Origin of the sequence: Ktedonobacter racemifer DSM 44963 (genome assembly GCF_000178855.1) — a bacterium.
Taxonomy (GTDB): domain Bacteria; phylum Chloroflexota; class Ktedonobacteria; order Ktedonobacterales; family Ktedonobacteraceae; genus Ktedonobacter; species Ktedonobacter racemifer.
This window is the reverse complement of the sequence record NZ_ADVG01000004.1, coordinates 2120490-2145402: the sequence shown is the minus strand read 5'-3', so window position 1 is coordinate 2145402 and position 24913 is coordinate 2120490. Positions and strand designations below refer to the sequence as shown.

The 24913-nt window shown below is 53.1% G+C and carries 25 protein-coding genes and 4 pseudogenes; 11 read left to right on the top strand and 18 right to left on the bottom strand.

The features are described 5' to 3' along the window. Positions 1-54 precede the first annotated feature (54 nt). From KRAC_RS51085 to KRAC_RS64240, 3 genes and pseudogenes are all read left to right on the top strand, one after another. Positions 55-783, top strand: coding sequence for an alpha/beta hydrolase (locus KRAC_RS51085; RefSeq protein ID WP_007920797.1), 729 nt, complete (start codon positions 55-57; stop codon positions 781-783). A 70-nt stretch (positions 784-853) separates the two neighbouring features. After that, positions 854-1210 (top strand): annotated as a pseudogene (locus KRAC_RS51080) (IS6 family transposase); the annotation flags it as partial. Positions 1211-1388: 178 nt separating this feature from the next. Next, entirely contained in the window at positions 1389-2207 is an 819-nt protein-coding gene (locus KRAC_RS64240) for a winged helix-turn-helix domain-containing protein (RefSeq protein ID WP_007920794.1), read from the top strand. Between the two features lie 41 nt (positions 2208-2248). Here KRAC_RS64240 and KRAC_RS51070 read toward each other — a convergent pair whose 3' ends face one another. Beyond that, positions 2249-3007 (bottom strand): hypothetical protein, encoded by a 759-nt coding sequence (locus KRAC_RS51070; protein WP_007920792.1) that lies wholly within the window; start codon positions 3005-3007, stop codon positions 2249-2251. A gap of 62 nt (positions 3008-3069) precedes the next feature. Then, the gene (locus KRAC_RS51065; protein WP_040447507.1) at positions 3070-3726 is read right to left on the bottom strand and encodes a CHAT domain-containing protein; all 657 of its coding nucleotides are present in this window, start codon (positions 3724-3726) and stop codon (positions 3070-3072) included. A 379-nt stretch (positions 3727-4105) separates the two neighbouring features. Here KRAC_RS51065 and KRAC_RS73025 point away from each other — a divergent pair, with 379 nt between their 5' ends. After that, entirely contained in the window at positions 4106-4468 is a 363-nt protein-coding gene (locus tag KRAC_RS73025) for a hypothetical protein (RefSeq protein ID WP_157508062.1), read from the top strand. 234 nt (positions 4469-4702) lie between these two features. Here KRAC_RS73025 and KRAC_RS51050 read toward each other — a convergent pair whose 3' ends face one another. From KRAC_RS51050 to KRAC_RS51040, 3 genes and pseudogenes are all read right to left on the bottom strand, one after another. After that, positions 4703-6985, bottom strand: coding sequence for an FHA domain-containing protein (locus KRAC_RS51050; RefSeq protein ID WP_007920789.1), 2283 nt, complete (start codon positions 6983-6985; stop codon positions 4703-4705). A gap of 261 nt (positions 6986-7246) precedes the next feature. Beyond that, a pseudogene (locus tag KRAC_RS51045) lies at positions 7247-7453 on the bottom strand (IS3 family transposase); the annotation flags it as partial. A gap of 93 nt (positions 7454-7546) precedes the next feature. Next, positions 7547-7795 carry a hypothetical protein gene (locus KRAC_RS51040; RefSeq protein ID WP_007920788.1) on the bottom strand — a complete coding sequence of 83 codons (249 nt, stop codon included), beginning with the start codon at positions 7793-7795 and terminating at the stop codon, positions 7547-7549. 406 nt (positions 7796-8201) lie between these two features. Here KRAC_RS51040 and KRAC_RS64235 point away from each other — a divergent pair, with 406 nt between their 5' ends. After that, positions 8202-9110, top strand: a complete 909-nt coding sequence (locus KRAC_RS64235; protein WP_007920787.1) for a class I SAM-dependent methyltransferase — start codon at positions 8202-8204, stop codon at positions 9108-9110. Then, a complete protein-coding gene (locus KRAC_RS51030) occupies positions 9107-9454 on the top strand; it encodes a hypothetical protein (RefSeq protein WP_007920786.1) in 348 nt (115 codons plus the stop codon). Before KRAC_RS64235 ends, KRAC_RS51030 begins: the two co-directional genes overlap by 4 nt. A gap of 473 nt (positions 9455-9927) precedes the next feature. Here the strand turns inward: KRAC_RS51030 and KRAC_RS51025 are convergent, their stop codons facing one another. The 5 genes and pseudogenes from KRAC_RS51025 to KRAC_RS68060 all read right to left on the bottom strand — a co-directional run. Beyond that, positions 9928-10428: an ATP-binding protein gene (locus KRAC_RS51025; protein WP_083815189.1), complete on the bottom strand. Its 501-nt coding sequence runs from the start codon at positions 10426-10428 to the stop codon at positions 9928-9930. A 161-nt stretch (positions 10429-10589) separates the two neighbouring features. Beyond that, entirely contained in the window at positions 10590-10883 is a 294-nt protein-coding gene (locus tag KRAC_RS51020) for a hypothetical protein (protein ID WP_007920785.1), read from the bottom strand. Beyond that, the gene (locus tag KRAC_RS51015; protein ID WP_007920783.1) at positions 10880-11707 is read right to left on the bottom strand and encodes an SDR family oxidoreductase; all 828 of its coding nucleotides are present in this window, start codon (positions 11705-11707) and stop codon (positions 10880-10882) included. Before KRAC_RS51015 ends, KRAC_RS51020 begins: the two co-directional genes overlap by 4 nt. Positions 11708-11836: 129 nt before the next feature. Continuing rightward, positions 11837-12708 (bottom strand): annotated as a pseudogene (locus tag KRAC_RS51010) (IS5 family transposase). Positions 12709-13020: 312 nt separating this feature from the next. Beyond that, positions 13021-13320 (bottom strand): annotated as a pseudogene (locus tag KRAC_RS68060) (DDE-type integrase/transposase/recombinase); the annotation flags it as partial. 685 nt (positions 13321-14005) lie between these two features. On the opposite strand from KRAC_RS68060, the gene KRAC_RS73020 reads away from it, so the two are divergent. After that, positions 14006-14176, top strand: a complete 171-nt coding sequence (locus tag KRAC_RS73020) for a hypothetical protein (protein WP_211221490.1) — start codon at positions 14006-14008, stop codon at positions 14174-14176. Positions 14177-14236: 60 nt separating this feature from the next. Here the strand turns inward: KRAC_RS73020 and KRAC_RS51000 are convergent, their stop codons facing one another. The 4 genes from KRAC_RS51000 to KRAC_RS50985 form a co-directional block, all read right to left on the bottom strand. Further along, entirely contained in the window at positions 14237-14629 is a 393-nt protein-coding gene (locus KRAC_RS51000) for a PPOX class F420-dependent oxidoreductase (RefSeq protein ID WP_007920777.1), read from the bottom strand. Between the two features lie 377 nt (positions 14630-15006). After that, a complete protein-coding gene (locus KRAC_RS75015; RefSeq protein WP_211221488.1) occupies positions 15007-15417 on the bottom strand; it encodes a hypothetical protein in 411 nt (136 codons plus the stop codon). Positions 15418-15666: 249 nt separating this feature from the next. After that, positions 15667-16236: a redoxin domain-containing protein gene (locus tag KRAC_RS50990; RefSeq protein ID WP_007920773.1), complete on the bottom strand. Its 570-nt coding sequence runs from the start codon at positions 16234-16236 to the stop codon at positions 15667-15669. Positions 16237-16629: 393 nt separating this feature from the next. Further along, complete coding sequence (locus tag KRAC_RS50985; RefSeq protein ID WP_007920771.1) at positions 16630-16935, bottom strand: hypothetical protein; 306 nt, start codon at positions 16933-16935, stop codon at positions 16630-16632. A gap of 235 nt (positions 16936-17170) precedes the next feature. On the opposite strand from KRAC_RS50985, the gene KRAC_RS50980 reads away from it, so the two are divergent. Further along, positions 17171-17587 carry a cupin domain-containing protein gene (locus KRAC_RS50980; RefSeq protein ID WP_007920770.1) on the top strand — a complete coding sequence of 139 codons (417 nt, stop codon included), beginning with the start codon at positions 17171-17173 and terminating at the stop codon, positions 17585-17587. Between the two features lie 365 nt (positions 17588-17952). Here the strand turns inward: KRAC_RS50980 and KRAC_RS50975 are convergent, their stop codons facing one another. The 4 genes from KRAC_RS50975 to KRAC_RS50950 form a co-directional block, all read right to left on the bottom strand. Beyond that, positions 17953-18969, bottom strand: a complete 1017-nt coding sequence (locus tag KRAC_RS50975; protein ID WP_211221486.1) for a hypothetical protein — start codon at positions 18967-18969, stop codon at positions 17953-17955. 216 nt (positions 18970-19185) lie between these two features. After that, positions 19186-20142 carry a metallophosphoesterase family protein gene (locus KRAC_RS50970; RefSeq protein ID WP_007920767.1) on the bottom strand — a complete coding sequence of 319 codons (957 nt, stop codon included), beginning with the start codon at positions 20140-20142 and terminating at the stop codon, positions 19186-19188. 1050 nt (positions 20143-21192) lie between these two features. Continuing rightward, entirely contained in the window at positions 21193-21660 is a 468-nt protein-coding gene (locus KRAC_RS50955) for a transposase (protein ID WP_075164589.1), read from the bottom strand. Continuing rightward, positions 21635-22222, bottom strand: coding sequence for an IS110 family transposase (locus KRAC_RS50950; protein WP_052569290.1), 588 nt, complete (start codon positions 22220-22222; stop codon positions 21635-21637). Before KRAC_RS50950 ends, KRAC_RS50955 begins: the two co-directional genes overlap by 26 nt. A 677-nt stretch (positions 22223-22899) precedes the next feature. Between KRAC_RS50950 and KRAC_RS50945 the strand changes: the two genes are divergently transcribed. Genes KRAC_RS50945 through KRAC_RS50935 form a run of 3 tightly spaced genes read left to right on the top strand, consistent with a single transcriptional unit; the run spans position 22900 to position 24880 of the window. Continuing rightward, a complete protein-coding gene (locus KRAC_RS50945) occupies positions 22900-23229 on the top strand; it encodes a PadR family transcriptional regulator (RefSeq protein ID WP_007920762.1) in 330 nt (109 codons plus the stop codon). Positions 23230-23244: 15 nt separating this feature from the next. Continuing rightward, on the top strand, positions 23245-24108 hold the full coding sequence (locus KRAC_RS50940) for a pentapeptide repeat-containing protein (RefSeq protein WP_007920761.1): 864 nt from the start codon (positions 23245-23247) through the stop codon (positions 24106-24108). Positions 24109-24118: 10 nt separating this feature from the next. Further along, complete coding sequence (locus KRAC_RS50935) at positions 24119-24880, top strand: ABC transporter ATP-binding protein (protein ID WP_007920760.1); 762 nt, start codon at positions 24119-24121, stop codon at positions 24878-24880. Positions 24881-24913 lie beyond the last annotated feature (33 nt).

Here is a 24913-nt window from a genome sequence, read left to right as displayed (position 1 = left end):
GCTGATAAGTCGAAAAGATGAAGCGATATACGTAGCCTTAAAAGGATAATGTCTATGGTAAACCAGATTTTGCATATCAATATACAGACACCTAGTGGGTATCTTGAAAGCATACTCAAGCCCGTAGATGATGGCCAGAAGCCAGCTTATGTCGGCATTGTTTGCCATCCTCATCCTCTATTTGGCGGCACGATGCATAACAAAGTCGTTTTCAAAGTAGCACAAGTCATGCAGGCCAACGACATCCCTTCACTCTGTTTCAATTTCCGTGGCGTTGGCCATAGCAGTGGGACATATGACGAGGGGCGCGGCGAGATGGATGATGTGCGCTATGCTCTCGATTTTATGAGCCGCAAGTATCCTGGCGTGCCAGTGATCCTGGCTGGTTTCTCGTTTGGTGCATTTGTTGGACTCAAGGTCGCAGCCATTGACGACCGTGTCCAGGCCATGATGGGCCTGGGCGTGCCCGTGCGCTGGTTCGGCGCTACCAATCCCCTGGCCGGTTGTCATAAACCCAAGCTGTTTATCCATGGGACCAGGGATGACCAGGCGCCTTATGAGGCTGCGATGCAGTGGTTTGAGCAGGTGCCAGCCCCCAAACGCATCGTCACCGTGCAGGATGCCGACCACTTCTTCCAGGGCAGGTTAGACGAGGTGCAGGCCATCATCGCAAATTTTTTTACCACCTTGGGGGAGTACAAGGATTCCTACAAAATTGGGCCATTTGGCAGAAGTTCCACCTCCTCGCATTGTTTATCGCACCTAACGTGTAAAAAATGCTGATTTTGGGGTTGTGTTGCAAGAAGTAAGCGGATCTGCTAAATTTGAGAGAAAGAGCAAAAGAGAACTCATCATGACCGAGCTGCACCCGTTCAAATGGCGTCACTTTCAAGCCGACATTATTCTCTTGTGCATCAGGTGGTATTTGCGCTATTCTTTAAGCTACCGCGATCTGGAAGATATGATGCTGGGGCGAGGTCTGTATGTGGATCATACGACGATTTACCGCTGGGTTCAGCGCTATGCTCCTGAGCTCGAACGACGTTGCCGCCCCCATTTGAAACCCACATCTGATTCCTGGCGTGTTGACGAGACATATATCAAGGTCAAAAAGGAATGGATGTATCTGTATCGGGCTGCTGATTCGCAGGGGAACACGCTCGATTTCTTTTTCAGTCCAACCAGAAATGGTAGTGTTGCAAAAAAATTTGAGCTGAGAAAACGGAGCAAGTAATTACGGCATAAGAATCATTGTCGCAGAGAAATGGTGAATGTCTACATCTTTTCCTCGTGGAATCTACTCATCTATGCTCTCGATTTGCTGCGCTTTAATTTTTTGCACACTACCGCCCAGAGAAACCATCACACCAAGAACAAGGAGAGACACTATGCAGCCCAAACACATGACACAGACCACACAAGTCTATCACCTGCCACTCGTCGCCTTACTTGAGCAGATGCGCACCGCGCAAGCAACCCTCTCCCTTTCTACTATCCTCCTCCTCGGGACGCGGGAGGAAGCGCGCATGCTTCGGCCACGACTGCGAGGAGGACAGTTCAAGGTCACGCATCTGGTGCATCTGGGAAGTAGTGCCTCCGCCATGACGGTGCGGCTGATGCAACACGATGTCTGGCTTGCCTGCTGTACATGCTCACGTGAGGTCCAACAGATTCGTCAGATCACACCTCGCACACCGCTGGTGATCTGTTCCGATCAGGAGGAGGAAGCCCATATTGTCAGCATGCTCGATGCTGGAGCCGACGATTATGTCTTCTTTTCCTGCGGCAAACAGGAACTGTATGCCCGCTTACACGGGCATGCCAGGCGCTATCGTGCGTCTCTGGCGTCCTCGTGTGATGTCTCAAGACGGGTTGGCCCGTGCTCTGTGCTTGAAAGCGAGGATCAGCTAATTCGCTTACTGTGCAAAGAGCGATGTGTCGTCGTTCGTGGGCAGATGCTGCGTCTGACGCCCATAGAATGCACACTGCTGTTCACTCTCATGCGCGAAGGGGGGGAAGGTGCTCTCCCATCAAACGCTATACACGCCGTCTGGGGCACAGGGTATCACGAGGAAGTGGATTATATCCGCGTCTACTTGCATACCTTACGCCTCAAGTTGCAGGATGATCCCAAACGTCCATCCTATCTTGAAACGATTACGGGGGTAGGATATCGGTTCTCTCAGCAATGCGTCTCTGTGTGGTAAGCATGGAGAACATCGCGCATTGTTGTTTTCACATACTGCTATTAACCCCACAATGAGACGATAAGTTGCGCACCTGCCTGATCCGGTTGGCGTCGTACTTTCGCCGCGATGCGTGTTCCTCGTACCAGGACATCAGCCTCCAACTCCAGCCGAGCCTGTCCGCTTGCCAATCCTTTGGGAGCCTTGACGAGCAGATACATCCACCTGGTCCCCAACACACCTGACGTTGAATCGCTTCTATAATCCCAACTCGGGTCAAAGCTTGTGCCGAGGGCAGCACTAATAATGGGAACGTGTGCAGGGTTCTCGAACCCAAATTCTGCGCTGCCAAGGCTTGCCTCCAGTTCTTGAAACTTGAGTAAGGGGCTCAGTGTCACTTTGATCTGGCGTTTTGTCTCCTCTCGCATCACCTGCTGGGGGTAGAAATCAAAGGCCATCGGATGTGCTCCGGTCGTCGGATGGGGAAGAAGGTTCACACAGAAACGAGCCCACTCCACACGGCTCTCCTCGTGAAGAGGGCGAAAAGAGCAGGAGAAACGGACCAGGTAGAAATCTGCCTGTTTGAGCTTCGTCCGAATAGGGCGAGGCAACGTCTTGGGTGCATACAGGTCATTGAGAGGCCAGGTCTCGGGCTGGCCGATGCTCACCACCGGCAGGATGCGCAACGCATCGTGAGAGGTGAGCTTCACTCCTCGACTCCGCCAATCACGTGCAGACTGCTGAAGAGCATCATCGCTTACCGGTTCCAGTTGGCCCTCAAGCAGGATCTGCTCAATTATTTCAGGGGTTGTTATCCACATGAATCATCTCCTTTGCGTGTTCACACTTCTGGGAAAGAACTGTTATAGTGCACCATCAATACTTAGTCCCAGTCCCCTACCAGGGTAAAAGCGCCCCAGTAGTACGGGTGTGACCAGCGTGGGTCCCGTTGGATCTGTGTCATGGCCTCTCGAAGTGCCTGCGCTTTATCGGCTCCAGCCTGCCGAGCAGCATAGAAGGCTTGCATAAGAGCCGCCGTTGCCGGATCGTTCACCTTCCAAAGGCTCACAAGAAGAGAGCGAACACCCGCCTGTAAGAAGGCCTGGCTTAATCCTGCAAGTTCCTCACCACCCAGAAAACCAACCCGACCGCTTTCACAGGCAGAGAGAACGAGCAAATCAGCTTGCAGACGATGCCGGAGGACTTCCCGCGCGGTCAACACGCCATCAGCCAGGACAATGCCTGATTCGAGCGGGTCTTCCGGCTCAAAGCGTGCATGCGTGGCAAGATTCAGATCTACCATGTGTTTACTGGCCTGATACTGATTGAACGCTGCCATACCTGCATCACGAAAGACAGTAGGATCAGAAAAAACAGGGTGAGCCGCCACTACTTCCTGATCAGCATCTTGTACGATGTTTGCCAGAGGCAGTGCTTCCTGATTTTCTTCTGGAACACTTGCGTTACTGCTTACTCCAAGCGCTGTATCTGTTTTGGGTGCCTCTTGCCCTGCATATTTATGCGAGTGTTCCAGACTCATGAGAACGTCCTTTCTTCTACGGGCCCGGTTTCCTTTTCCTTGCGCTCGCCCACTCAAGACGATGTATTCCTGAGGGTGAATTGCAATCAAGCGTGAAGTGTGAGCAGGAGAAGGTAAAACGCTTACTTCAGATGAGGATACGATACACAAATGAGATGATCATGGGTAGCAATGAGAGCATGGCAACGATTATCATTCACAAAGTCATATGCCACTATATCGACAATGCTTGCATATGATGAGGATGGGAAGAGTTTCTCTAGGGGTTTATTGTGTCCAGAACGCGAGTAAAGATAGGTATAGATTGCATTGTCCTTGGTATAAACAATGACATGGTGGTCTTTGCCATTTGGCGAGTAGAATGCAGCCACAATGCGAGGTGGAGAAGCAACGTGCATCAGATGATGCGCTGATGCACACGATGGTTTTTGTTATTATAATTGACATCATAAACGCAACCAGACTCCAGGCTTGTAATGATATGACTGGATGTATCATCGAGCGAGAAGAAGCCGGAAAGACTCGTGATTTTCGCATTGAAAAGAAATCCTGCCATGCCTACACGCTGAACAGCCGCCGGAAGGCGCACAAGGAGACGAGGTTCGGTGAGTTGTGGCTGTTTGAAAGCAATCTCAAAGAGAGATCCACTCTCCCCTTCACTTCTGGCAACAATTACGTGCTGGTAACCATCATCGCAGGAATACACACCTGCCAGACAACTGAGAGGCTTGAATTGGCATAACTTAATAAGAGAGCTCGTAGAAGGAAAGGTCCTAATATCCCATTGAACTCCGTAGAGTCTCCCTTTCTTCGTCGCAATAATTGCATGCTGCATACGATCATTGTCCGTAGAGTACCTGGCTACACCAAAGATGCCTTCAAGAATAGAGAGATTCCAAGACGGCTGCATCCTTGCCATAAAGTTCTCCTATCTGTCTAGAAGTAGCCGCTACTTGCATACACGGCTACTGGGCTACTATGACGGTGACCAGGGTTCTGGCAGTTCGCTTGCTCCAAGTACGCGGAAGGTGGCCTTGACCGACCCAAAGCTGACTACATCACCATCCTGGAGTATTTCTGGCTTGTGCGGGGTTAGCACCAACTCGCCCAGGCGTGTCTTATTTCGGCTGTTAAGATCTTCGATAGAAAAGCGGGTCTGTTCGATGCGAATCTGCGCGTGCTGGCGCGAGACGCCGCTCGATGTATCAAATGACGTCAGGTCTATCCCGGGCGTGATATTATGTTTGGGATCCGCCCGTCCGACAACGACAAGATCCCCTTTGATGGCGATGCGTTGCTCGGCTTGCCCGTTGTGCTGCATATCCAGAAATGCATACGTTTTTGCGCTCTCTGGCGCTACTGGCCCAATGCGGAATTTCGGCCTGATGAGAGTCTGCTCCCCTTCTGCCAGATCGTGTTGAATGCTGGATCTGGTCCTGAGAATGGTCCGCTCCCCTCCCGCTAATTCCTCATCTCTTTTGAGCTTCTCGCTCGTCTGGCTGAGCATGGTTGGGAAAGACTTCATTACCGCGAGCAGGCTAGCTACATGCTCAGGACGCTGCAGAGGGTGCTCAGCCTCAAGTTCTGGCAGGACCGAGAGTACCCTCCCATTGCGCACGAATAGTCTTCTCCAGTTAGATGGATCGAGGGGGATGAGGGCATGGCGCTGGCGTCGAGCGGCGTCGATTGCGCTGGCACGCGCACTTATGTCGATACCACTCGCTTTACTGATCTGTTCGATGCGTTCGGCGCCGAAGTTAATCGGGGCCGCCTGGCTGTATTCCTGCGCGCTCACCTGAAGCCAGGCGTGCGTGTCCTCTTTAATGCGCTCAGCGAGCCGACGAATGGCATCAGTTGGTACGGTACCCCTATCCCGAGCCTGCCAGTATTCAAGGACGCGAGCGCTGTGCCCAATCATCCCGGTCATCGCTCCACCGCTGGTCAGGAAGTGACCATTGCCAAAGGAATCGCCGGCGACCACACCGTTAACCGCAATCAATGGATCATCGCCAACCCGCTCCACGAGACTGAACAACGTGGGGCCATAGATCATCTGGACCTTCTTCAGTTCCTGCCTGGGAATGTCGAGAATTTCTGCCGCTTGCTTGATGTAATAGTCATAGATCAGATGTTGGTAGGAGCCGAAAAACTCGGGCGAACCAGAGTCCGTTCCCGCTGGAAGGAGTCCCGCTTCGATGGGATCAAAGGTTGTAAAGTCTGGCACCTGGACCAGCACCCAGCCGACCTCTGGATCATTCTCATGACCCACAGCGATCTGCCGCACCCAGTATTCCTTCCCATTCTGATCGAACGCTGAAGAGATTCTCCGCCGTAGGCGACCACCCACAAGCACCTCGACCAGACCCGCCAGGAAATCCGCCTGCGCCACCACTGGCCCATACCCGTCTCCATGATCAACCTCGACATCATGTTGCTCAAACCCTAGGCGTTTCGCATCAGTGCTATTAAATCCCTGGGCAACCATGAACAGCTCAGGTACACCCAGGTCAATGATCTCACTATTTGGCTCCCTCACACGAACGAACTGCCCCTTGAAGTCGAATTCCTTGAGGGCCTCAATGCGAATCCGTTTCCGGCCATCGGGACCGTCAATAAAACCCTCGCCCTCCTTCGGAACCACTCGGTGATGCGTAAACAGCTGAACCCGGGGCTTGCTATTCGTCTCCCGATCTTTCTGCTCGATCAGTTCCAGGTAACGACGCAGCAACTTCTGAATGGATGCAGCCTCTGCCTGGAACGTCGACGGGCCGTCGAGCACCTCCACCATCGAGGTGCGGATCTTGCGAGGGTCTGGCTGCTCTGGCGGCTTGGGTGGCTCTAACACTGTAATGACACGGTTCGGCAGGCCATCGCGCCAGCGATCGTCAATAAATTCGACATTGTGGATGGTTCCCACAATGTGCTGATCCGCGTCGAAGCCATCGATAATCTCATCAGCGACGATATCTCCAGCGGAGGTATGGGGGCTGTAGAAGCACTCTGCGAGGCGAAATAATCGTCCATCTCCCCGCCGAGGCAACCTGGCCTCGCCATGTCGTTCAAGCATCAGTTGATCAATCAAGCCAAGTTGGTGATAAAAGTCTTCACGGATATTCCAGTGCACACCAAGAAAAGGATCACCACGCATCTCAACACCTATAGCAGTCCGCCCCATAGCCACAGCCCACAACATGGCCATCATGTTCGTACCGCCCAGGCCCAATGCCAGAAAGTCTGGATCGTGTATCACATCACTCATAGGTCGCATTGCCCTCCTCATGAGCACCTATCAAGGGTATGGCATCTTCTTTGGTTTATTTCATTGACGTTCTTATTCATCAGTTTTTGGTCACAACCTTCTAGTGAGCTTGACTCGTTTTCGTAGAGCCGAGGAATGTGGAGAACGTCTGAGAGTTCCACGTCTGATGGATTTGCTCTCGATAAAGAAAACGTGGAGAACGTTACGTAAACGTTTAAACGTACTTTTACTATATCAGAAAAAATACATTACTTCAACGTCTTAAACGTTCGTTACAGGCTCCTTTCTGTTCTGCTCTTCATAGGTCACAGGACTGAGATAGCCGAGCGCAGAATGCCGACGTTTGCGGTTGTAGAATGTTTCGATGTCGTCAAAAATGGACTGCCTGGCCTGGGTCTGGGTCTGGTAGTTTTGTCGATGAGTCCATTCTCGTTTGAGTGTGCCAAAGAAACTTTCCGTTGGTGCGGAAGAACCGTTTTTGTAGAGCCTCCAGAGGTTGGAGCTGAGGAGGCTCGTCACGCACACGACCTGACTACCCACGGCCCTTTCCGGCTCTTTCGCTTACCGTGTGCGCCGCTCCACCGGACCCAATACCACCACTTGCCGATCCTCAATCTCCACGCCAGGCTCCAACTGGATCTCGCGCGACTGGCTGTGAATCTTGCCCAAAAACCGCATCTGCTTGCCCGTCCCCATGCTCGAAAAGGGCACCCACTCCCTCCCTTGCGCCCCCAACGCCGCCAACTCCTCCCGCTCCCACGCCATGATCGAAAATACCGTCACCCCCGCTGCCGTCTTCCTCAATCGCATGATGCTCGCATACCTTCCTTCGCTACCAAAAATATGCCTCTATTGTACCCCATCTCGTCTCCCTCCTCATCCCCCCTCTCTCCTCACACGCATGCGCGCACACTCACGCACCTCCTCCTGGTACACAGCACTGCACTCACCAGACCAAGCCTGCCCTGCTGGTGGAGCAGGGCAGGCCGCTCCAGATATGGGTTTTCAAGGAGGTGGTTCTTGACAAAGTGAGAAAAAAGGAGGAAACTGAGAGAACATAAAAAACGAAGAACATGGATGTATCGCATATATGTCAGGCAGAATCCCCCCTTATTTGAGAAAAGTGTTGAACCAGAAAAGGGGAGAATTCTGCCCGTTCTTCACCCGTTTCCCTGCTCTCGTCCTTCCTACGTTGTTCTTTTAAGGAGAAAAACACATGCCTTTTTGGTGGAAGCGAGCTGTACGTCGTGAACCCCCTGCAGACCTCTTTCCCCAGCAGGAACCAGGACCGCTAGCCTCTTCTGCGATCATGGATGATCGAGAACGCCTGCCTGATGCTCCGTATTTTTTGCCCAAAGACGCCCAGGAGCAGAATCGTCTAAACTTCCAACATCGCTGTCTCTACAGTGCCATTGGCAATCATTATTTGGTTCCGCTCCGCCCCGATGTCACCACGATCCTGGATGTGGGAACCGGCACGGGGATCTGGCCGGTGGAAATGGCCCGGCTCTTTCCCCAGGCGCACATCGTTGGCGTGGATATCTCTGCTGCTTCGCTGGAATTCACGTCCTCATCTTCTTATACATTTTGCCTGGCGGATGTGCTCAAGGGTTTGCCATTTCCTGATCAGCAGTTCGACTATGTTCATCAGCGCTTGCTGGTCGCTGCGCTGCCTGCCACCCAATGGCCATCGGTGATTCAGGAATTAGTTCGCGTCACCCGTCCTGGTGGCTGGATAGAACTGCTGGAAATTGGGGTCACCATTCAGCAGGCCGGGCCGGAAACCACTCATTTGCTCACCTGGATGGGGGAGAGAAGCAGAGAGCGTGGTTTCGACATGGGTCTTATGTCCCGCTTAGGGGAAATGCTTGCCCAGCAAGGGCTGGAAGCCATCGAGCGTCAGGATATCCCCGTTCCCTTGGGAGAATGGGCAGGCCATGTGGGAGCCATGCTCAAAGCTAATGTGCTCAGCGCCTTTGATGCCCTCAAAGGCGTCTACTGTACTCAGGCGAACATGCCACTGGGACAGTTCGAGGCCATGGTCAACCGCGTTGCTCAGGAATGGGAGGAGCATCACGCATCCTATGTCTTCCATGCAGCGTATGGAAGGCGAGGGAAGCGGTGACGGGTTCCCCCCCTCCTTTCCAGCTGGGCCGCGAGCAGGCTGAGCGTTTGCTCCAATACATGCAGGACTATCGCAGGTCCGCGCTAGCGAGCATGCCTCCCACGCACGAACGAAATACCACGCTTCGCTTGGTGCAGGCTCTGCAGGGGAGGCTTCTGGCACAACTCGATCACGAGCAGGCGCAGATCCAGCTGGCCCTGGACACAGAAGAGGTGACCGCCTTGATCGCCATGACCAACAGCTTGCTCGTGCTCTATGGGGAAAAGCTGGATGCAGTGGATCGAGCGAAGAAGATCACGGATCTTGGGACGCTGTACGCCTATCTGAGGCGAAACTATGGATGAGTAATGGATCGAGGGGAGCCAGACCCTCCTGGCACCTCCTCGAATAGAAAGACGAGATACCCGCTTCATCCGTTTCCCTGGCTGAAAAGGAACTGCTATGTTGCGACATTCTTCCGCAACATAGCAGTTTTATCATACCGCCGTTAGCTCCCTAATGGCGCTGGTGACGCTCACACGCTCGCTAATCCTACCTTCACAGCAAACGAAGTGATCTTCTGGGAAAATCAATCTTCTTTCCCTTTAAAAGCACCTGGTTCGCACCGGACCCACCGTACCTTCCTGACCCGCATACCACGCCTCCCTGCTCCCGATCCCTTGTGCTGTCAAGGCCGGTGGGATGACGAGCCGATTTGGAATTGGCCGCCCAGAGAAAACGAACGCCAAAGAACAATAATCGATAAGTGCCGACGAATAAACGCTGACAAAACAAAGCCAAGATCAGGTGATCAGTAGGCCGATGAGCCAACGCCGGTTTACCGAACGCCAGTGAGCCTGCCGCCGGGTGTGCTCAGAGCCGCTTCTGGCTCGCTCGTGCGATCCATCTGGCGCTCTTTCATACGGTAGCTGCGTCCATTGATCGCGATGACCTCGGCATGGTGGAGAAGCCGGTCGAGAAGGGCTGTGGCAAGTACTTCATCTCCCAACAGAGCGCCCCATTGGGCAAAGCTGGTGTTGGAGGTCAAAATGATCGAGCTATGCTCATAACGCGCTGTCACCAGCTCAAAGAAGTGGCGTGCCTGTTCCTGCGAGAGCTTGGTGTAGCCCACCTCATCGATCACCAAGACGTTTGGTGCAATGTAGCGTCGCAGGCGCTGACGCATTAAGCCCGGATGAGAAGCGCTCTCCAGTGCTTGTGCTAACTCGGCCAGCGTCGTAAACAATACCGAATGTCCAGCGGTGAGCACTCGATCTGCCAACGCCAGGCTCAAATGCGTTTTCGTCCATCCATCAGAATGCCCTCCTACGAATGAGATGTATAGCGTGTTGTATCATATCGACGAGAAGCAGTTGCTTCCGCACGAAGTCGCGCTAAGAGGTCAGGATCATCGCGGATTAAGTATACACGATACCCGGGTAGCCGTTAAATATCCGGCTCGGTCAGTTTCCCCTGATAAATCCGCTGGTAGAGCCACTTCTATCCGACGCCCAGTTCTCGTGTCAAGCCTGGTAGGGTCCAGAACCCATCGATCATGGAGACCTTCCGATGCCGATGCAGGGAACTGACCTGGCCGTGATTCTTCCGCAGTTTGTGAATGGTGCCAACCGTGACGGCCAGTCTGCGCGCCGTGTGAAAGCCCTCGGCAGTGAGTTGTTCAGCAATCTCTGGATCGGTGAGTCCCTGTCTGGTTAACTCGTCGAGACGAGTCACCAGTTCCTCGTAGTGGCTTGCATCCGCTTGCCGATGGATCGGAGGGATCACCTGGGTCATAGAAAAGTGCCAACTGATCCAGACAATCTTAATTTCGATGCAGTCAGCAGCAAGCCGAGTGGCAATGACGCGGCTAATGAGTGAGCGCAGCAGACGTTTCTTGTGCTCATTGCTGATGTTTCCGCTAGCCCACAGTGTTGGGAGAGCGGGGCCAATCTGCTCAAGAGCCTTTCGTAATGTGCGTGGACGTCTGTGATCACCTCATGTGTGTCGTTGTTCGCGCTCAAAAATCGGCGCACGAGTTCATCGAGGCGTATCTGTTCGGGACCAGCCACCTCAACCGTGCCGTTGAGAGGCGCCCAGAGTGTGACGTCGGCCAGTGAAGCCACAACATCATCCGACAAGATCGGCTGGAGAAAGGCCGGCGACAAGCGAATCGTTTGTCCATCGCTGGCCTGCTGGGCGATGCCACCGACGAACTCGAAGAACTGTGTTGCACGAAGGATGGTATAGGGAACCTGCGAAGCCTTGATCAGGTGTTCTTGGGCCACCTTCGCACGTAAGTACCCACTCTCGGGAAGACGGTCGGCGCCGACGACCGAGAGGGCAACGTGATGTCCCACACCAGCAATCGCTTCTGCCGCCAGGAGATTGCGACCTGACGTCTCGAAGAATTCCAAAACTGCCTTATCTTCCCACACAGGCGCGTTCGCCACGTTGACGACCACCTGAGCGCCAACAAGCGCTTGCGCTAGCCCCTCACCCGTAATGGTGTTGACGCCTGTGCTCGGTGACGCCGCCATGACCTGATGGTCACGCTCACGAAGCTGCTTCACAAGCTTTTTTCCAATAAGCCCGCACCCACCAATAACGACAATCTTCATATGAACCTCCTACTCATATCAAGAACAACAGCGACAACTGCTCAGGAGTGCTGATTCCCTCGTTCTCAGAACCTCTTTGACCAGCATGCTCTGAAGCATTTCGTCTTTCCTGCTGCAAGTATAAAGAACTTATCCGAAAACTGAGAGACGTTCACAATGATGGAAACACATGAGAGCACAGGCCAAACGCAGGAAGGCATCATAGGTGCGGTCCAGCTTTTCCCAACGAATGATGATTCGACGCCAGCGATTGAGCCAGGAGAAAAGGCGCTCGACCACCCAGCGCCTGGGGACTTTGGTCGTTTCCAGAGCGTTGGCAGGCTCCTGGGTCTCTCCTTGTTGCGAAAGCGCTTGCCAATACCACGCATGGTTATGGCGATTAAGGCGAACATGCGGCTCATACCCCTCCTCATAGAGCAGGCTGTAGATGACATCATAGTCATAGCCAGCATCCAGGCACAGATGCTGGGGATGCTCAATGGTGGGTTCAGGGCGTGCAATCGCGTGATGCTCCAACGTCGCAGCGACCAGTTTCATATCATGGCGATTGGCCCCATCAATGACCAATGCCAAGGGCAGACCTCGGCGATCACAGAGAATGCTCCGCGCGGGTTCCCTGCTTGCCGCGATCGGTGGGAGCGGGTCCGACCGCGGCTTGGGCAAAAGGGGCTTTGCTCGTCGAGCTATCCAGGCTCTGCCAGTCCCAGCCAATGCCTTGCAACTCGTCGTAGAGGTGCAGACCTGCTTTCCACAGGCGAGCGAAGACGCGCTTCCGCTTCCCATTGACGGAACCGGTCATAGACGGTAGAACTGGCACCCATTTCACGGGGCAAGGCATTCCATTGAATGCCCGTTCGCAGAATATAGACGATGGCTTCAAACATCGCTCGATCATCGGCGGCTGGTCGTCCTCCCTTGGGGTGAGGAAGGCGAACAGGAATCAGAGGACAGACGTGTTCCCACAATTCATCGCTGACTTTCCATGGATGGGTTCGAGCCATATGCTTGTTTCACCTCGCTTGGTTTTCTTTTCATTGTACCAACCACAGTTTTCGGATAAGCTCAAAAGCGTGCGCAGAAGAAAGCACTGTTCATCACCGACCATCTCCCTTGCCATCTCACCTTGCTTTGTTGTAGAAGTAAAGAGTATTCGAGTGAAGTGAAAGACTCGTTGTTGAGAGGCACATCTGTTATTCCATTAGCGTTGAGACGAAATTCTTGTGAAGCTAGGCGGGAAGCGGTTCATACGATTCATGGCTGTGTTGCAAAAACACTGGAAGGAAAAAATGAAAATGCCCGCTCTATTGCTGGGTTTAGAGAGCTACTCCAAACAGTTCAGCGATGAATATCGCTTGGCTTCGAGTCTCTCCTTTGTCTACACCTTGCATCTGGCCTTTTCTGAGCATATTGATGATCTCATACCCTTGCAAGGTTCTTTGTGCAGTCTCAAAGGAAAAGAAGCCCATCCCTGGTTTCGTCAGCCGTTTGATGAATCGATGGTCTTGTTCAATCTGGTTGTTGAGATACTTACGTTGCCGGAGTTCACAAGAGGCTGCAAGAATCCCTTCGGCTTTCAATTCGTTGAAGGCTTTGGGATACGCCGCGTTTTTATCCTACTAGATGAGGTTCTTATTTTGCAACACAGCCTATTATGGTGCGATGCACTAAAGGTCAGGAGAATAGCTGCGCTTCTGATCTCTGTCTGCCATTGTGAACAGATCGACGCGGAGGGCCCTCCGACTCGTCGGAGGGCCCTCCGCATGCTCGCCTGCAAAGGTGTGCGTGAGAATGGGTCAAGCCTTTGACAGAGCAACCGAATTTACAAGTCTCAAGAGAAGGAGACCAGATGTGGTGCGGGATGACGAGACGGTTTCACGAGGATTCCTACAATTCGCGCCGATTTCCTTGGTTTCGCCTTAAAATCGGTCGATGTTTCGGCTCTTACACAATCTCGGTGAAAGCTCTTCTGTATACTAGCAAAGCGCATCAGATTTGTGCTCAAGGAAAACATGCTTTCTGCTCAAAAAACTCATTCTTCACCAAGATTGATACTGCTGGCGAACCCCCATGAAAGGCTTTCCCATGGGGGGTACAGAAAACCAACCGAAACCGACGCAAGAGAAACCGTGCTGCGCTTTTCTTTGTCTGCGCGACCACGCTCAGAGGTGCGCAACAGCCCCGCTTGTTCAAGCTGGAGGAGTGGCCATCTGGTCGATCACATCGGAAAGGTCTTCTCTGCTTGTCGGTATTTCCCTGCCTTCCAGGGTTCGCCAGCAGTATCAAGATTGCGTAAGACCCATGTTTCAGCTTATTTACCACCTTGCCCGGCTGATGGCGCGCCCAGATATTACTGCACCCATCGCCAGCGCCACGTCGGTCGAGCAAGTCAGCGATTTGATGAAGGCCGTTGAACTCAAGCTTGATGCTGCGGCGATCAAAACGCTAGACGATGCCAGCGCCTGGCAGTAGCGATCTAAGGCTATGATACTCCTGCTTGTACTATTCGTATGTACCTGACCAGACCTTAAGCTATTGCGTGGTTGTGTGTTCTGGCTTCACATACACGATCACACGCTCCTCACCAGGCTGGTTATATGGGTACTGGTCAACACCCATATACTTTTTTGCTAACAAGTCAATAAAGCTCTTCCTAGGATCTTCTTCTATGTGATCAACCTCGCCACGCACCTCAAGATAGTGGTATGGGTTCTGCGGATCCGTAATTGAGAGGGCGATACGCTTATCTCGTTGAACGTTACGGTACTTCTGACGCCCCTTTGTCTGGCTAAATCTGATGTAGTTTCCATCCCAATCGAACCAGACCGGCGTAGATTGTGGTTCGCCCTTTGGTCCAAGTGTCGCTATATGGGCCAGCCCGTTCGCCTTCAGTATGTCCATTGCGTTCTGCGGAATAACGCTCATTTTCCTTTCCTTCCTTTGCCTGCCTGCCTGCATAGCTCTCTTGCCATACAGGCAGGCAAAAAAATTCATGCCTACTACAATTTTAGCAAGCCCTCTACCATCCTTTTCTCCTTCCATCTGGTGGATACATCACTAATGCAATGAGGTTATATTGTAAATTTCCTCTGAAAACCTGGCACGAGAGACAAAAATCTCTCCCTCAGATCTGAACCTTCCGTATCAATTGTTCAGATGATGTAAGAGTGCTTAGGCAGGGGTTGTCTTGGCTTAAGGCTGCAAGATGACCGTATTACCTAGGCGTTCCAATGGGCAAACGAGCCGTTGTTGAATCTTCTGTTTATTTGCGATGGGAAAGGAGTCAGTTCCTCTCTTACGGCTCACCTCCATTGTGGGGACACGACTTCCAGAGATGTTCCTCCTGAAAACTGATTCGACGCTTGCTCTGAAAGATCACCAACAGGGCGTCTTTCCACATGAGATTTTCCTCTACGTGCTTCCCTGATGGGAGCAACAATGAGTGGTTCTTCCAGACACCCGAAGACAGCTTCGTCTTCAAGCTTGACTGCCTTATTATTTCCATCGTTTTTAGTATTGGGATCTTTCCTCCGTAGTGTACCAACTTCGTCCATCGAATTCTTTTTCATTCTGAATGGTGCACCTACGGTGCATGACGCTTCGTCTGGAACTCCTGGATAGCAAGAGCTTTTTGTCGTCTCATCCTCAGCTCCATGCCGGGTGGTGCGGCTGCGACGCATGGTTTCTTTGAAATTCCGTGGGATCTGTCCCACTTTTGATGATAAGCTCTTCTTTAAGCAGGAACGAGCGGAATTCTTGAGCTCAAGAAGTGGGTGTTGCCAGGGGAATAAACCCATCCTTCACCAAAAGTGAGACAGATCCGAAGAGGAGTGAGCAATCGACATGAAGCATGAGCACTGGTGTGGAGTCGCCTGGGAAAACCGGTTCCAATGCGGCTTCTTCCATCGACACGCGCGTAAAATAAAGACCGAGGTGTCTTTCCATGCATCAATCTCTTTCCGTCATTTTCGCTCTTTATAGGGGTAATGCTTGGTTTTATCGCCTTCCCAGTTTTCATGCAATCCCGGAGTTGCCAGGTCCCAGTCAGGGCGGATCTTACGCGTTACTTCCCGCAAATCTTTTCGCAAATCTTCAGGTGATGGACGGCCCCAAAACCAGTAGCCGTTATAAATCTTGTAGATAAGCAGGCCGGGTTCAAGTACAAATGTATACGGTATCATCGGGTTATGAAACGGGTCTGTGTACTCCTGGATATCCAGGTCTTGCTGTATTTTGCGGCCTGAGTCTGAAAGAAAGGTCCACTGCGCCCCTACGGAATCACGGAACTCACGTGTCTCCAGGATATTACCGGTTGAAATCGTCACAATCCTGGTATAGGCCACAGCAATCTTCGGATAAAAGGCGGCAAGTTCCAGGTGCTGCTGGTTATCCTTTGGGCAATAGTGCCCACGCGAGAGGATCAAGATCATCGGATCATTCCCCTGCAATTCACTCAAGCGGCGGCGCGTGTGTGTGTGATCCGTCAGTTCATAATCAGGAAAAGTCGCTCCGGGTACGATATCTGCACGCATGTTGTTTCTGCTTTCTTTTTTGTGAGAGCATTTCAGAACTTAAAGGCCGGCCCGGAGGGAGTTCGGACCACTCCCACCCAGCTGATGCGTCTCGCCCTCTCTGATACGAATAGAAGGAGAAAGTGTCATGAAAGCGCCATGAGCATCGTCATGACACTCTGATCCACAGATGAGCCAGAACGTGCTCAGGCCGGAAAGAACACTAACCAGCCCGAACTCTGACAGAGCAACAGGTGGACGCGCACACCAGCGGTGACATCCTGAGCTGACCTTCAGGAGAAAGGAGTGAGCCTGGTCTAGAAGATCAGCTCATCTCCCCCTCTTTTTGCCATTAGGAAATGCCCTTGAACAAGAGGGTTGTGTCATCTCGTGTCAGAAGAGACAATTTGTATTCTATGCTTGAGGTGCAAGCTGTATGGTGTTGAGCCATATGGTAAATAAGGCGACAAGTAGCTGATCCCACGGGATGCGCAACAAGATGTAGCTCAGCAGTGATTTGGCTTGAGAGCGTTCTTCGCTGCTCTTCCCGTTTTCATAAGGCAGAGGTTTTTCTGATCCTTTGCCTGCAAAAAGCCGGAGCATGAAACGGGCCTGTGAAGACACCTCAATCAAAAACGCATCTCGTTGCGCATCCCGTGGGCTCAGGAGAGCAGTGAATGAGCTCTTCAATAATACAGATGGGATTTGAGGGTGACGCATGAAGAACCCCTTGCCAACAGGATTTTACCGCGGAGGAGGATGAGGAGGAATCAACATTTCTCTTTCTAGTATACCGTAAAAATTGCCTAAAATACATCGCCCAAAGGGCCGGTGTGTTTTTTCGCTCTTTCCCGTATGATATGGGCCGTCATATGCTCCTCAATTCACCGAACCGGCAGGATCTCATCCTCTGTCGCTCCGAGAGCGCAGAAGCCTGCTTCAAGGAGGCAAACTTATGCAGATTCGACGTTTCAGCCCCGATCTCAAAAGCAAAATCCCTGGCAATCATCCTGGTCTCTACGGTGTGCCTATCCAGTTCCAACGTGCGCAGATCCCCCCTGAAAAACTGGAAGCGTTTGCCAGGCGTGTCAATGGCATGCCTCTGCTGCTGGATGCGGAACTTCAAGTGGAGGTGATGTACTTTGATCCGCATGCCTCAATGGAGGAACATGCAGCAGATCATCCGATCCTCTTCCTGGTCATCAACGGTCAAGGAACAGTGCGTATCGGTGGCTCCACGGGGGAAAAGCGCGAGGTCCAGGCTGGCGATGCCGTTCTTTGGCCTGCTCACACCGACCACACGGTCTGGACAGGGAACGAGGAACTCCATGCGATTGTGATCAATGCCTTCCAGGACAAGGCTTCGCGCTGACGTGCTTGGCAAAGTTCTTGCCTTTCGTCTCAATGGCAGTTTTGTGGCAAACTTCGCCGACTCTCTGGGACAAAGGTGTCGGCGAGGTTCCCTCTGACCTGCCGCGGCAACCTCGCGTCCCGAAAGCGCCACGCTCAAGTCCCATTTGTAAACAACCTTGTTGTGCAATTCGTGGGCTGAGCGAATGTCGTGCGAACCTGGATGTTGAGCTTGTCAAGGCCGCAAAAAACAGAAGAAAGGAGAGCGAAAGAGCGAAGAGGAGAGCAAGCGAGAAAAAGCCAGGAAAAGAGACAGAAGGTCCCACTCGGAAGAGGAGGGCTGTCCGAGGAGAGAGAGAACACCAAGGCGCGCGCGATCCGCTCGGTTCAAGGCGTCATCAGGCCGAGCGAGGTAGCAAAGCCTGCCGGGACACCACACAGTCTGATCATCACCTGGCTCGCCGTTGGAGGGCGCGCATTGCGAGCCAGTCGTTCTGTCCATGAGAGCCGATAATGTGCACGTTGTGCACGGGAAAGGGTCGCAGGCTTGACTGCCAGGCTGGCAGAGATGGGAGGCTCGACCTCAACCTTGACGCATTGATGGCGCAACAACTGGATGCACGCGCGTCGATGCGACCGACAACTCCAGTCTCTCCAGAAAATGGGTTCAGAACCGATGATCAGTGGATGCAACAGCACACTCACCTGGCGCGGCTTTGCGGTAGCGCTGCCCTGCCATTGGCACTGCTCCCGCAGGGGACAAGGGCGACAACTGCGGATACTGGCCGCATAGACCACGCGCAGGCTCCCGTCGGCTTCTCTGCGCCGCTCATGTGCAACCAGCGATTGGCCAGCTTGACAGCACAGCGTGCCATCCGGTTGAAGGGCAAAGTCTCGTCCAGAGAAGCGGCCTTGTTTCCAGGGCAGGGCCACGACTGCTGGTCCATACCTCTGTGAGGGAGAAGGAGAATTGGCCGTCTCTTCTTGAGCTGGGGAGAGAGCAGGAGCAAACTCAGTGGTGCGCACAGGATCAGGAGCAAGCTGCTGTCCTAACTCCAGGCGGAGGTTCCACACCCATTGCGAGACGATCTGCCAGCACTCCTGGCCCATTGCGGCATGGCTTGCCCAGCGGTCGGGGTCCTGCTCCTGGTCTTCGTCTGCCAGAGCGTTTTCAAACGCGCCGCGATGCAGATAGAGCGCTACCACATCGGCAGCCGTAAAGGCGTTCTGCGGCAAATTGGTCAAGAAGAGTTCATAGACCACGCCGGAGCGGGTCACACCAATCCGACTCTTGGTTGCCGAAGCCTGATGGGTCACCACGACGACCCGACACCGCATGCCCTCCGGCCCCAGAGGCAGATCGGGACAGTCGTAGAGGGCACGCACCATCACGTGACCGAACACCAGCCTCAATCTCTCGCTGCAAACGCCTTCGCTCCTGCTCCTTCCCTAGAGTGGAATCTGCTGCGCCAGTGCCAGCACCAGTTTCTCGTCAAGATCAGGATATGACTCCCCTCTTGCTCGTTCAAACCATTCGCTCGTTGCCACGAAACGCTCGATGCTCCTCCAGTTGCTCCAGATTGCTACGCCCAGAATCCATGAGCCGCGTAGGTGCGTACGTCAGGAGCGCTCATCTTCTACCTCCCACTCCGCCAGCCAGTTTTGTGCCTGGTGGTCACGTGCGCGAATGCGGATCTTGTGGGGATAGATCTGGATGGAGAACGTTGCCTGCACATCGGGGGTATCTCTAAGGAACTCCAGTTCCTGGAGTTCCTGGTTGTACTTCGGTCCTGTAAAACCCGTATACCAGGGCGACATGACGTTCAGATGCGTGATTGCGTGAGCGCCCAGGCTCTCTGTAAAGACAAGCCGTGGCGAACCCCAGCCCGAATGGGTGTGACCAGTGATATAAAGGGCCGCCTTGCGATGACGGGCCAGAATTGCACGCACCTCCTCTGAATTGCTCACGAAGAAATAGGGAGCCAGCGAATCGTCATCGAGATTCTGCTCCGGATCACGATCCAGAACGGTATTGTACAGCGGGCAGTGGGCGAGAATGATAGCCGTGCGCTCAGCATGCTCAGTCAACGTCGTATCTAGAAATGCCAGCGCCTCCGGTGAAAGCAGTATCAGCGGCATTCCATCCACAGTCCACTGCTCCAGTGGCTGCTCAAGCATCATACAGACCACGTCGCCTACCGTCCAGGCATAGCTGAGCGACCTCCCCCAGGCTGTGCTATACTCCTCTGCCGTATGCCACTCCCCCCCTTGTTCCGTCGGAAAATACTCATGATTGCCTATGCCTGGATAAAACGGCACCGGGGCCAGGTTGGCCAGAATCTCCCGCTTCGCCAGCGCGTAGTTAGCAGGGGCACCATTCTCAATCACATCCCCTGGCGAGACACAGAAGGCTGGATAGCCCTCTTCACGCCAGATGCTCTGAAGGTCACGAAACATTTGCTCCATACGCGGTAGATGCAGTTTCTTCCATGGTTCGTTTTCGTAATAGTGCATATCGCCAATTACCCAGAACGAAAGCAGCAGCGCAGCAGACCGTGCTTGCGACATAGTATCCATCAAACGTTTCTTTCCTCTCGACAACATGTGACAGAAAACATTCCCTGTCGTAAATACTAGGTTGAACAATGAGCGCGCCCAGGCGCTGCATGATGCCGAAATCATTGCCACCGCCTTCGGCGCACAAGAACGCCTCCCCTGAACGAGACAACGTCTGCTTCGCGTTCCTCCCTCCTTCCACCATTGCCTCTCACGAGGCAGACCGCTTCCAGCTCTCCAACGGAAAGGAGGGTGCAAACCAGGATAACGTGCAAGTTCGTTTGTGGCAAACAATGCAACCGACCCTGGTGGCAGCACGCAAAGGGGGATGTATCGCTCGAGACAACATGATGCAGACGCTACGTTCATTGGCGCATCGATTTTCCCATGAAACCGCTTGAAAAGCCAATTGATTCTTCCAGCATCGTCATTTTCTGCATAGGTGAGGCCTCTTTCAACAGCAAAGAACACCCCATCCTGAGTACCTTGCTGCACGTCCCCTCGAACCAGAATCATCGCGTTCTTTCCAGCCTGCCTCGCTCTCCTCGCTCACACCAATGTAAAGAGACACCCACTTCAGCACACAATTCACGCGACCTCTCTGCCCCCTCTTACGCCAGCGCTCGCAACAAGGAAAGAAGCTAGATCCTTTTTATTCCTCACCCCAAAAAACATCGCTGCCCCTGCCATACCATCATTGCCAGGGCAGCCCGACCGCTCACCACGAACAAGAGGAAAAGGGGACCATTGCTCGATCATAAGGAAGCGGCAGCACCACCGACTCACTCACGCGCATATGGTCTTCTTCACGCTCCTTCCCTGTGTTTTCTCACCTACCATAGCACATCCCTCGCGACACAACCACCCTCGTGCCTCCACCAACGTCATGTGCCCTCACCAAACAACACCGCCATCAACAACGTCCCTGCAACGGCCCACCCTCTTCTAGGGGTCCCGCTACGTAAGATACGGTATTGTTTGTCAAGAGGGATATTGCTCTGCTTCCCAAAAATAAAAAAATATGTGGGATATGAAGAAGAAAACATTTTCTTCTATTGATGTGTCAAACTATCAAGCCGTTTTTTGTGCTCTGGCTGCATACAACGGATCAAAGTCCGCCTCGTTTTTGACGACCGCAAAGGCAATGTGTAAGAGCTTTCGTGCCGCAGCGCAACGAGCGACCTTCATGGGTTTGCCTGCCGCTCGTAAACGATCATAAAATGCCTTGATGACGGGGTTGTATTGAGCGGCACTCAAGGTTGCCAGATACACAGCCGTACGAAGTGCAGCATTTCCTGTATGCCCAATGTTTGCTCGCCCATGGACACTGGTTCCCGATTGGAATGGATGAGGAGCCAGCCCAGCATATGCCGTCAGTTCTTCCACCGTGTTACACAGCGTAAAATTGAGCGTCGTAACCAGGAGCCAGGCGGCAGTCAGTAGCCCGATCCCAGGAATGGTCTGGAGCCTGATGGCAGATGCTGTCCATAAGGAGTCAAGAGAAAGAGCCTTATCAAGCTCGGCCTCTCCTTCCAACATCTGTTCGGTCAGTGACTCTATCAAGAATTGCATGCGTGTGTGTACGGAAGCAATCACGCGCGGGACAGTGACTCAATGCATGGAATTGGTTGCGGAGCTGTTGACGCATTTGCATGAGGCTCTCACGTTCGTTCAATCGGTGATAGCGTTCAACAAAAATGGCCGGAGGAGGGGTCCATACGGCTGGCTGAAGCAAAGCGGCGAGTTGCGCCAGCGCTTGAGCATCGATGGCATCCGTCTTTGCTTGCTTAAGTAAGGCTTTGGCAAAATGGTGAGCCTGAGCTGGGTTAATGACACTGATGGCGAAGCCAGCTTGAGCCAGGGTGGTTGCCAGCGTCATCCAATAGGAACCAGTTGCTTCCATCACAACAAGAATGCTCTTAGCAGAATGCCCTGTAGCGAGCAAGCGTTGCTGGAGCGTCTGGAAGCCTTGAGGGGTCTGATCAATGGTGAGCGCGCGCCAGATCTTCCGGGAGGGCTCCTTCCAAGCGACAGATGCCGTCGCCGCTGCGATGTCAATGCCAACGAAGAGGTCATACAATGGTTCTGGAGAGGATGTCATAGCGACTCCTTTCGTCTGATCGAGAGAGAAATTCATTCCTGTCTCGGACCTGGGGCAAGGCCAGTCTTAGCTCGTGATACGTGGTCAAAGCCACACGATACGGTTCAAACTTGGGCCAGCCCGAGATGATGGGGGACAGTCTTACGTTCGCGGTCGAACCGAGGCTCGTACCTCGCCCTCAGCATCATCTTGGAACCGATGCTCCTAGTATACGAGCTGTCACCAGGGGCAGAGTAGCGGGCAAGGCAAGCATCTATCCCTCTTTCTGCTCAAAAATGGGCTTCTGTTTCTCTCTCCAGGATGGGTCATGCTCCATGATCAGCGATGATGAGCCAGAGAGTCCCAGCATCATGGAAACCAGGCTTCCTTGTTGTCTACGAGGCTCCAGTGACGGAGGTCGAGCCCGTGCCGGAAGCCGCAAAGTGGCGCTTGTTTTCCCAACCGGTCTTTGCCCTCTCCCATCCGAATCCAGGGATGTCAAATAAGGAACAGAGAGCTGGTTTAGCAAATAAAGTATGACCACCGAAACAATACCTTGACAATCATAGTAATATGATGTACACTCCAACCACGAGGTAAAGAACAGCGAGCTGGTTTATCGAACAAAGTATGACCGTTGAAATATTACCTTGACAATCACAGTAATATGGTGTATACTCCAACTACGAGGTGATGAGATGAGTGAAAGCAAACTGACCTCCGACCTGCTGCGCGGACATACCGATACGATGATTTTACGGCTCTTATCGGAAGCTGACCGCTACGGCTACGAGATTGTCAAGCTGATAGCTGAGCGCTCGGGTGGTGACTATGAATTAAAGGAAGCCACCATGTACTCCAGCGTCCGGCGGCTTGAGATGGACGGGGATATCGAATGGTATTGGGGCGATGAATCGCAGGGCGGAAGGCGGAAATACTTCAGGATTACTGAAAAAGGGAAAGTAACGTACGATCGCAACAAAAGGAATTGGGAGTACGCGAAGCGCGTGCTCGATAACCTCTTGTAAAGGAAAGGTGTTGTTATGAATCAGAAATTGACCAACTATGTCAACGGCGTTTTTGCTCCTTACGATGAGGTCAAAAGCGTCGCCGAATTAAAGGCTGATCTGCTCTCCGATTTGCAGGAGCGGTTCCGTGAGCTCAAAGCCGAGGGCAAGGATGAGGAAACCGCCTTGACCATGACCATTGAGAGTATCGGCGACATTGAGCAAACCGTCCAGGAGGTCGCCAACCTCTCCCACTCGCTGGAGCGGCAGGTGGCCATCAACTTGAGTGCGAGCCATCTGCCACAGAGCGACTTTGCGGGCGTGATCGCGCAGAAAGGAAATTTTAAAGGGAGTGCGTTGCGTGGCTCGGACTTTACGGGCGCGGACTTAACCGGGAGCTCGTTTCGGGGCAGTGACGTCCGTGAAGCCACCTTTGCTGGCGCCAATCTGACCGATTGCGACTTCTCCACCCTTGACCTGACGGATGCGAACTTCCGTGAAGCCATCCTTGTTCGCACCAACTTCAACAAGTCGGGGCTGGTCGGAGCAAAATTCATCGGCGTCACGCTGACTGATGTCAACTTCAAATATACCGACCTGAGAAAAACAACTTTTGAACGCTGTACCTTTCTCGGCGTGGACTTCAAATATTCCGACCTGAGCAAACAGCGACTTGATGGGCAGACCTTTCTTGGCGTCACGTTTGACCTGCCGGCACTCAAGGATGTGTCGTTTCAGGGTGCGACCCTTAAAAATGTGTCGTTCCGCCAGGTGGGGATCTGGTCTTTGAAGCGTGCCATTCAATCCATTCACTTTGACGGCGCGATGATGGATAAGTTAACGTATGCCGCGCTCAAAGGCCTGGGAGCTGATGTCTCGAAGGTGACTGTTCTCTCATAAGGAGGAGATTGTGCCAAACACTGCAATTCAGGTAGCAGATCTACACAAATCATACAAGAAGCTCGATGTCTTAAAGGGCGTGAATTTCAGCGTGGAGCGGGGCAGCATTTTTGCCCTGCTTGGCTCCAACGGCGCGGGCAAGACCACACTGGTCAAAATCCTCACCACGCTGCTCAAACAGGACGGCGGCACGACCATCGTCAACGGATGGGATGTGGTGTCAAAGCCACACCATGTGCGGCAATCCATCAGTCTGACCGGGCAATTTGCCGCCGTGGATGAGATGTTGACTGGGCGAGAAAATCTGATCATGATCGCCAGGCTTCGACACGTCACACAACCGCGCCAGGTGGCCGACGAATTGCTGACCCGCTTCGGTTTAACCGATGCCGCCAACCGCCGTGCGTCGACGTATTCCGGCGGAATGCGCCGCAGGCTGGACCTGGCCATGAGCCTGGTGGGAACACCGCCGATCCTGTTCCTGGACGAGCCAACCACCGGGTTGGACCCCGAGGCACGCATCGAGGTGTGGAAAATGGTGAAGGAACTGGCGGATGGGGGCATCACCGTCTTCTTGACTACGCAGTTATTGGACGAGGCGGAACAGCTTGCTGATCGCATTGCCATTCTCCATGAGGGGAAAATTATTGCCAGCGGCACACTCGTGGAGCTTAAAAAGCTGTTTCCAGCGGCTTCGGTGGAGTATGTAGAAAAACAACCAACCTTGGAGGAAATCTTTCTGGCCATCATTGGCAAAAAGGAGGCACACTAAATGGAAGTAACGACTCAGGTCCCTGGTTCCCAG

Excerpts from the sequence above, each read along its gene's own strand:
- KRAC_RS51085 (WP_007920797.1), top strand. The coding sequence starts at position 55 with ATGGTAAACCAGATTTTGCATATCAATATACAGACACCTAGTGGGTAT.
- KRAC_RS64240 (WP_007920794.1), top strand. The coding sequence starts at position 1,389 with ATGCAGCCCAAACACATGACACAGACCACACAAGTCTATCACCTGCCA.
- KRAC_RS51070 (WP_007920792.1), bottom strand. The coding sequence starts at position 3,007 with ATGTGGATAACAACCCCTGAAATAATTGAGCAGATCCTGCTTGAGGGC.
- KRAC_RS51065 (WP_040447507.1), bottom strand. The coding sequence starts at position 3,726 with ATGAGTCTGGAACACTCGCATAAATATGCAGGGCAAGAGGCACCCAAA.
- KRAC_RS51050 (WP_007920789.1), bottom strand. The coding sequence starts at position 6,985 with ATGAGTGATGTGATACACGATCCAGACTTTCTGGCATTGGGCCTGGGC.
- KRAC_RS51040 (WP_007920788.1), bottom strand. The coding sequence starts at position 7,795 with ATGCGATTGAGGAAGACGGCAGCGGGGGTGACGGTATTTTCGATCATG.
- KRAC_RS64235 (WP_007920787.1), top strand. The coding sequence starts at position 8,202 with ATGCCTTTTTGGTGGAAGCGAGCTGTACGTCGTGAACCCCCTGCAGAC.
- KRAC_RS51020 (WP_007920785.1), bottom strand. The coding sequence starts at position 10,883 with ATGACCCAGGTGATCCCTCCGATCCATCGGCAAGCGGATGCAAGCCAC.
- KRAC_RS51015 (WP_007920783.1), bottom strand. The coding sequence starts at position 11,707 with ATGAAGATTGTCGTTATTGGTGGGTGCGGGCTTATTGGAAAAAAGCTT.
- KRAC_RS73020 (WP_211221490.1), top strand. The coding sequence starts at position 14,006 with ATGTTTCAGCTTATTTACCACCTTGCCCGGCTGATGGCGCGCCCAGAT.
- KRAC_RS51000 (WP_007920777.1), bottom strand. The coding sequence starts at position 14,629 with ATGAGCGTTATTCCGCAGAACGCAATGGACATACTGAAGGCGAACGGG.
- KRAC_RS50990 (WP_007920773.1), bottom strand. The coding sequence starts at position 16,236 with ATGCGTGCAGATATCGTACCCGGAGCGACTTTTCCTGATTATGAACTG.
- KRAC_RS50985 (WP_007920771.1), bottom strand. The coding sequence starts at position 16,935 with ATGCGTCACCCTCAAATCCCATCTGTATTATTGAAGAGCTCATTCACT.
- KRAC_RS50980 (WP_007920770.1), top strand. The coding sequence starts at position 17,171 with ATGCAGATTCGACGTTTCAGCCCCGATCTCAAAAGCAAAATCCCTGGC.
- KRAC_RS50970 (WP_007920767.1), bottom strand. The coding sequence starts at position 20,142 with ATGGATACTATGTCGCAAGCACGGTCTGCTGCGCTGCTGCTTTCGTTC.
- KRAC_RS50955 (WP_075164589.1), bottom strand. The coding sequence starts at position 21,660 with ATGTTGGAAGGAGAGGCCGAGCTTGATAAGGCTCTTTCTCTTGACTCC.
- KRAC_RS50950 (WP_052569290.1), bottom strand. The coding sequence starts at position 22,222 with ATGACATCCTCTCCAGAACCATTGTATGACCTCTTCGTTGGCATTGAC.
- KRAC_RS50945 (WP_007920762.1), top strand. The coding sequence starts at position 22,900 with ATGAGTGAAAGCAAACTGACCTCCGACCTGCTGCGCGGACATACCGAT.
- KRAC_RS50940 (WP_007920761.1), top strand. The coding sequence starts at position 23,245 with ATGAATCAGAAATTGACCAACTATGTCAACGGCGTTTTTGCTCCTTAC.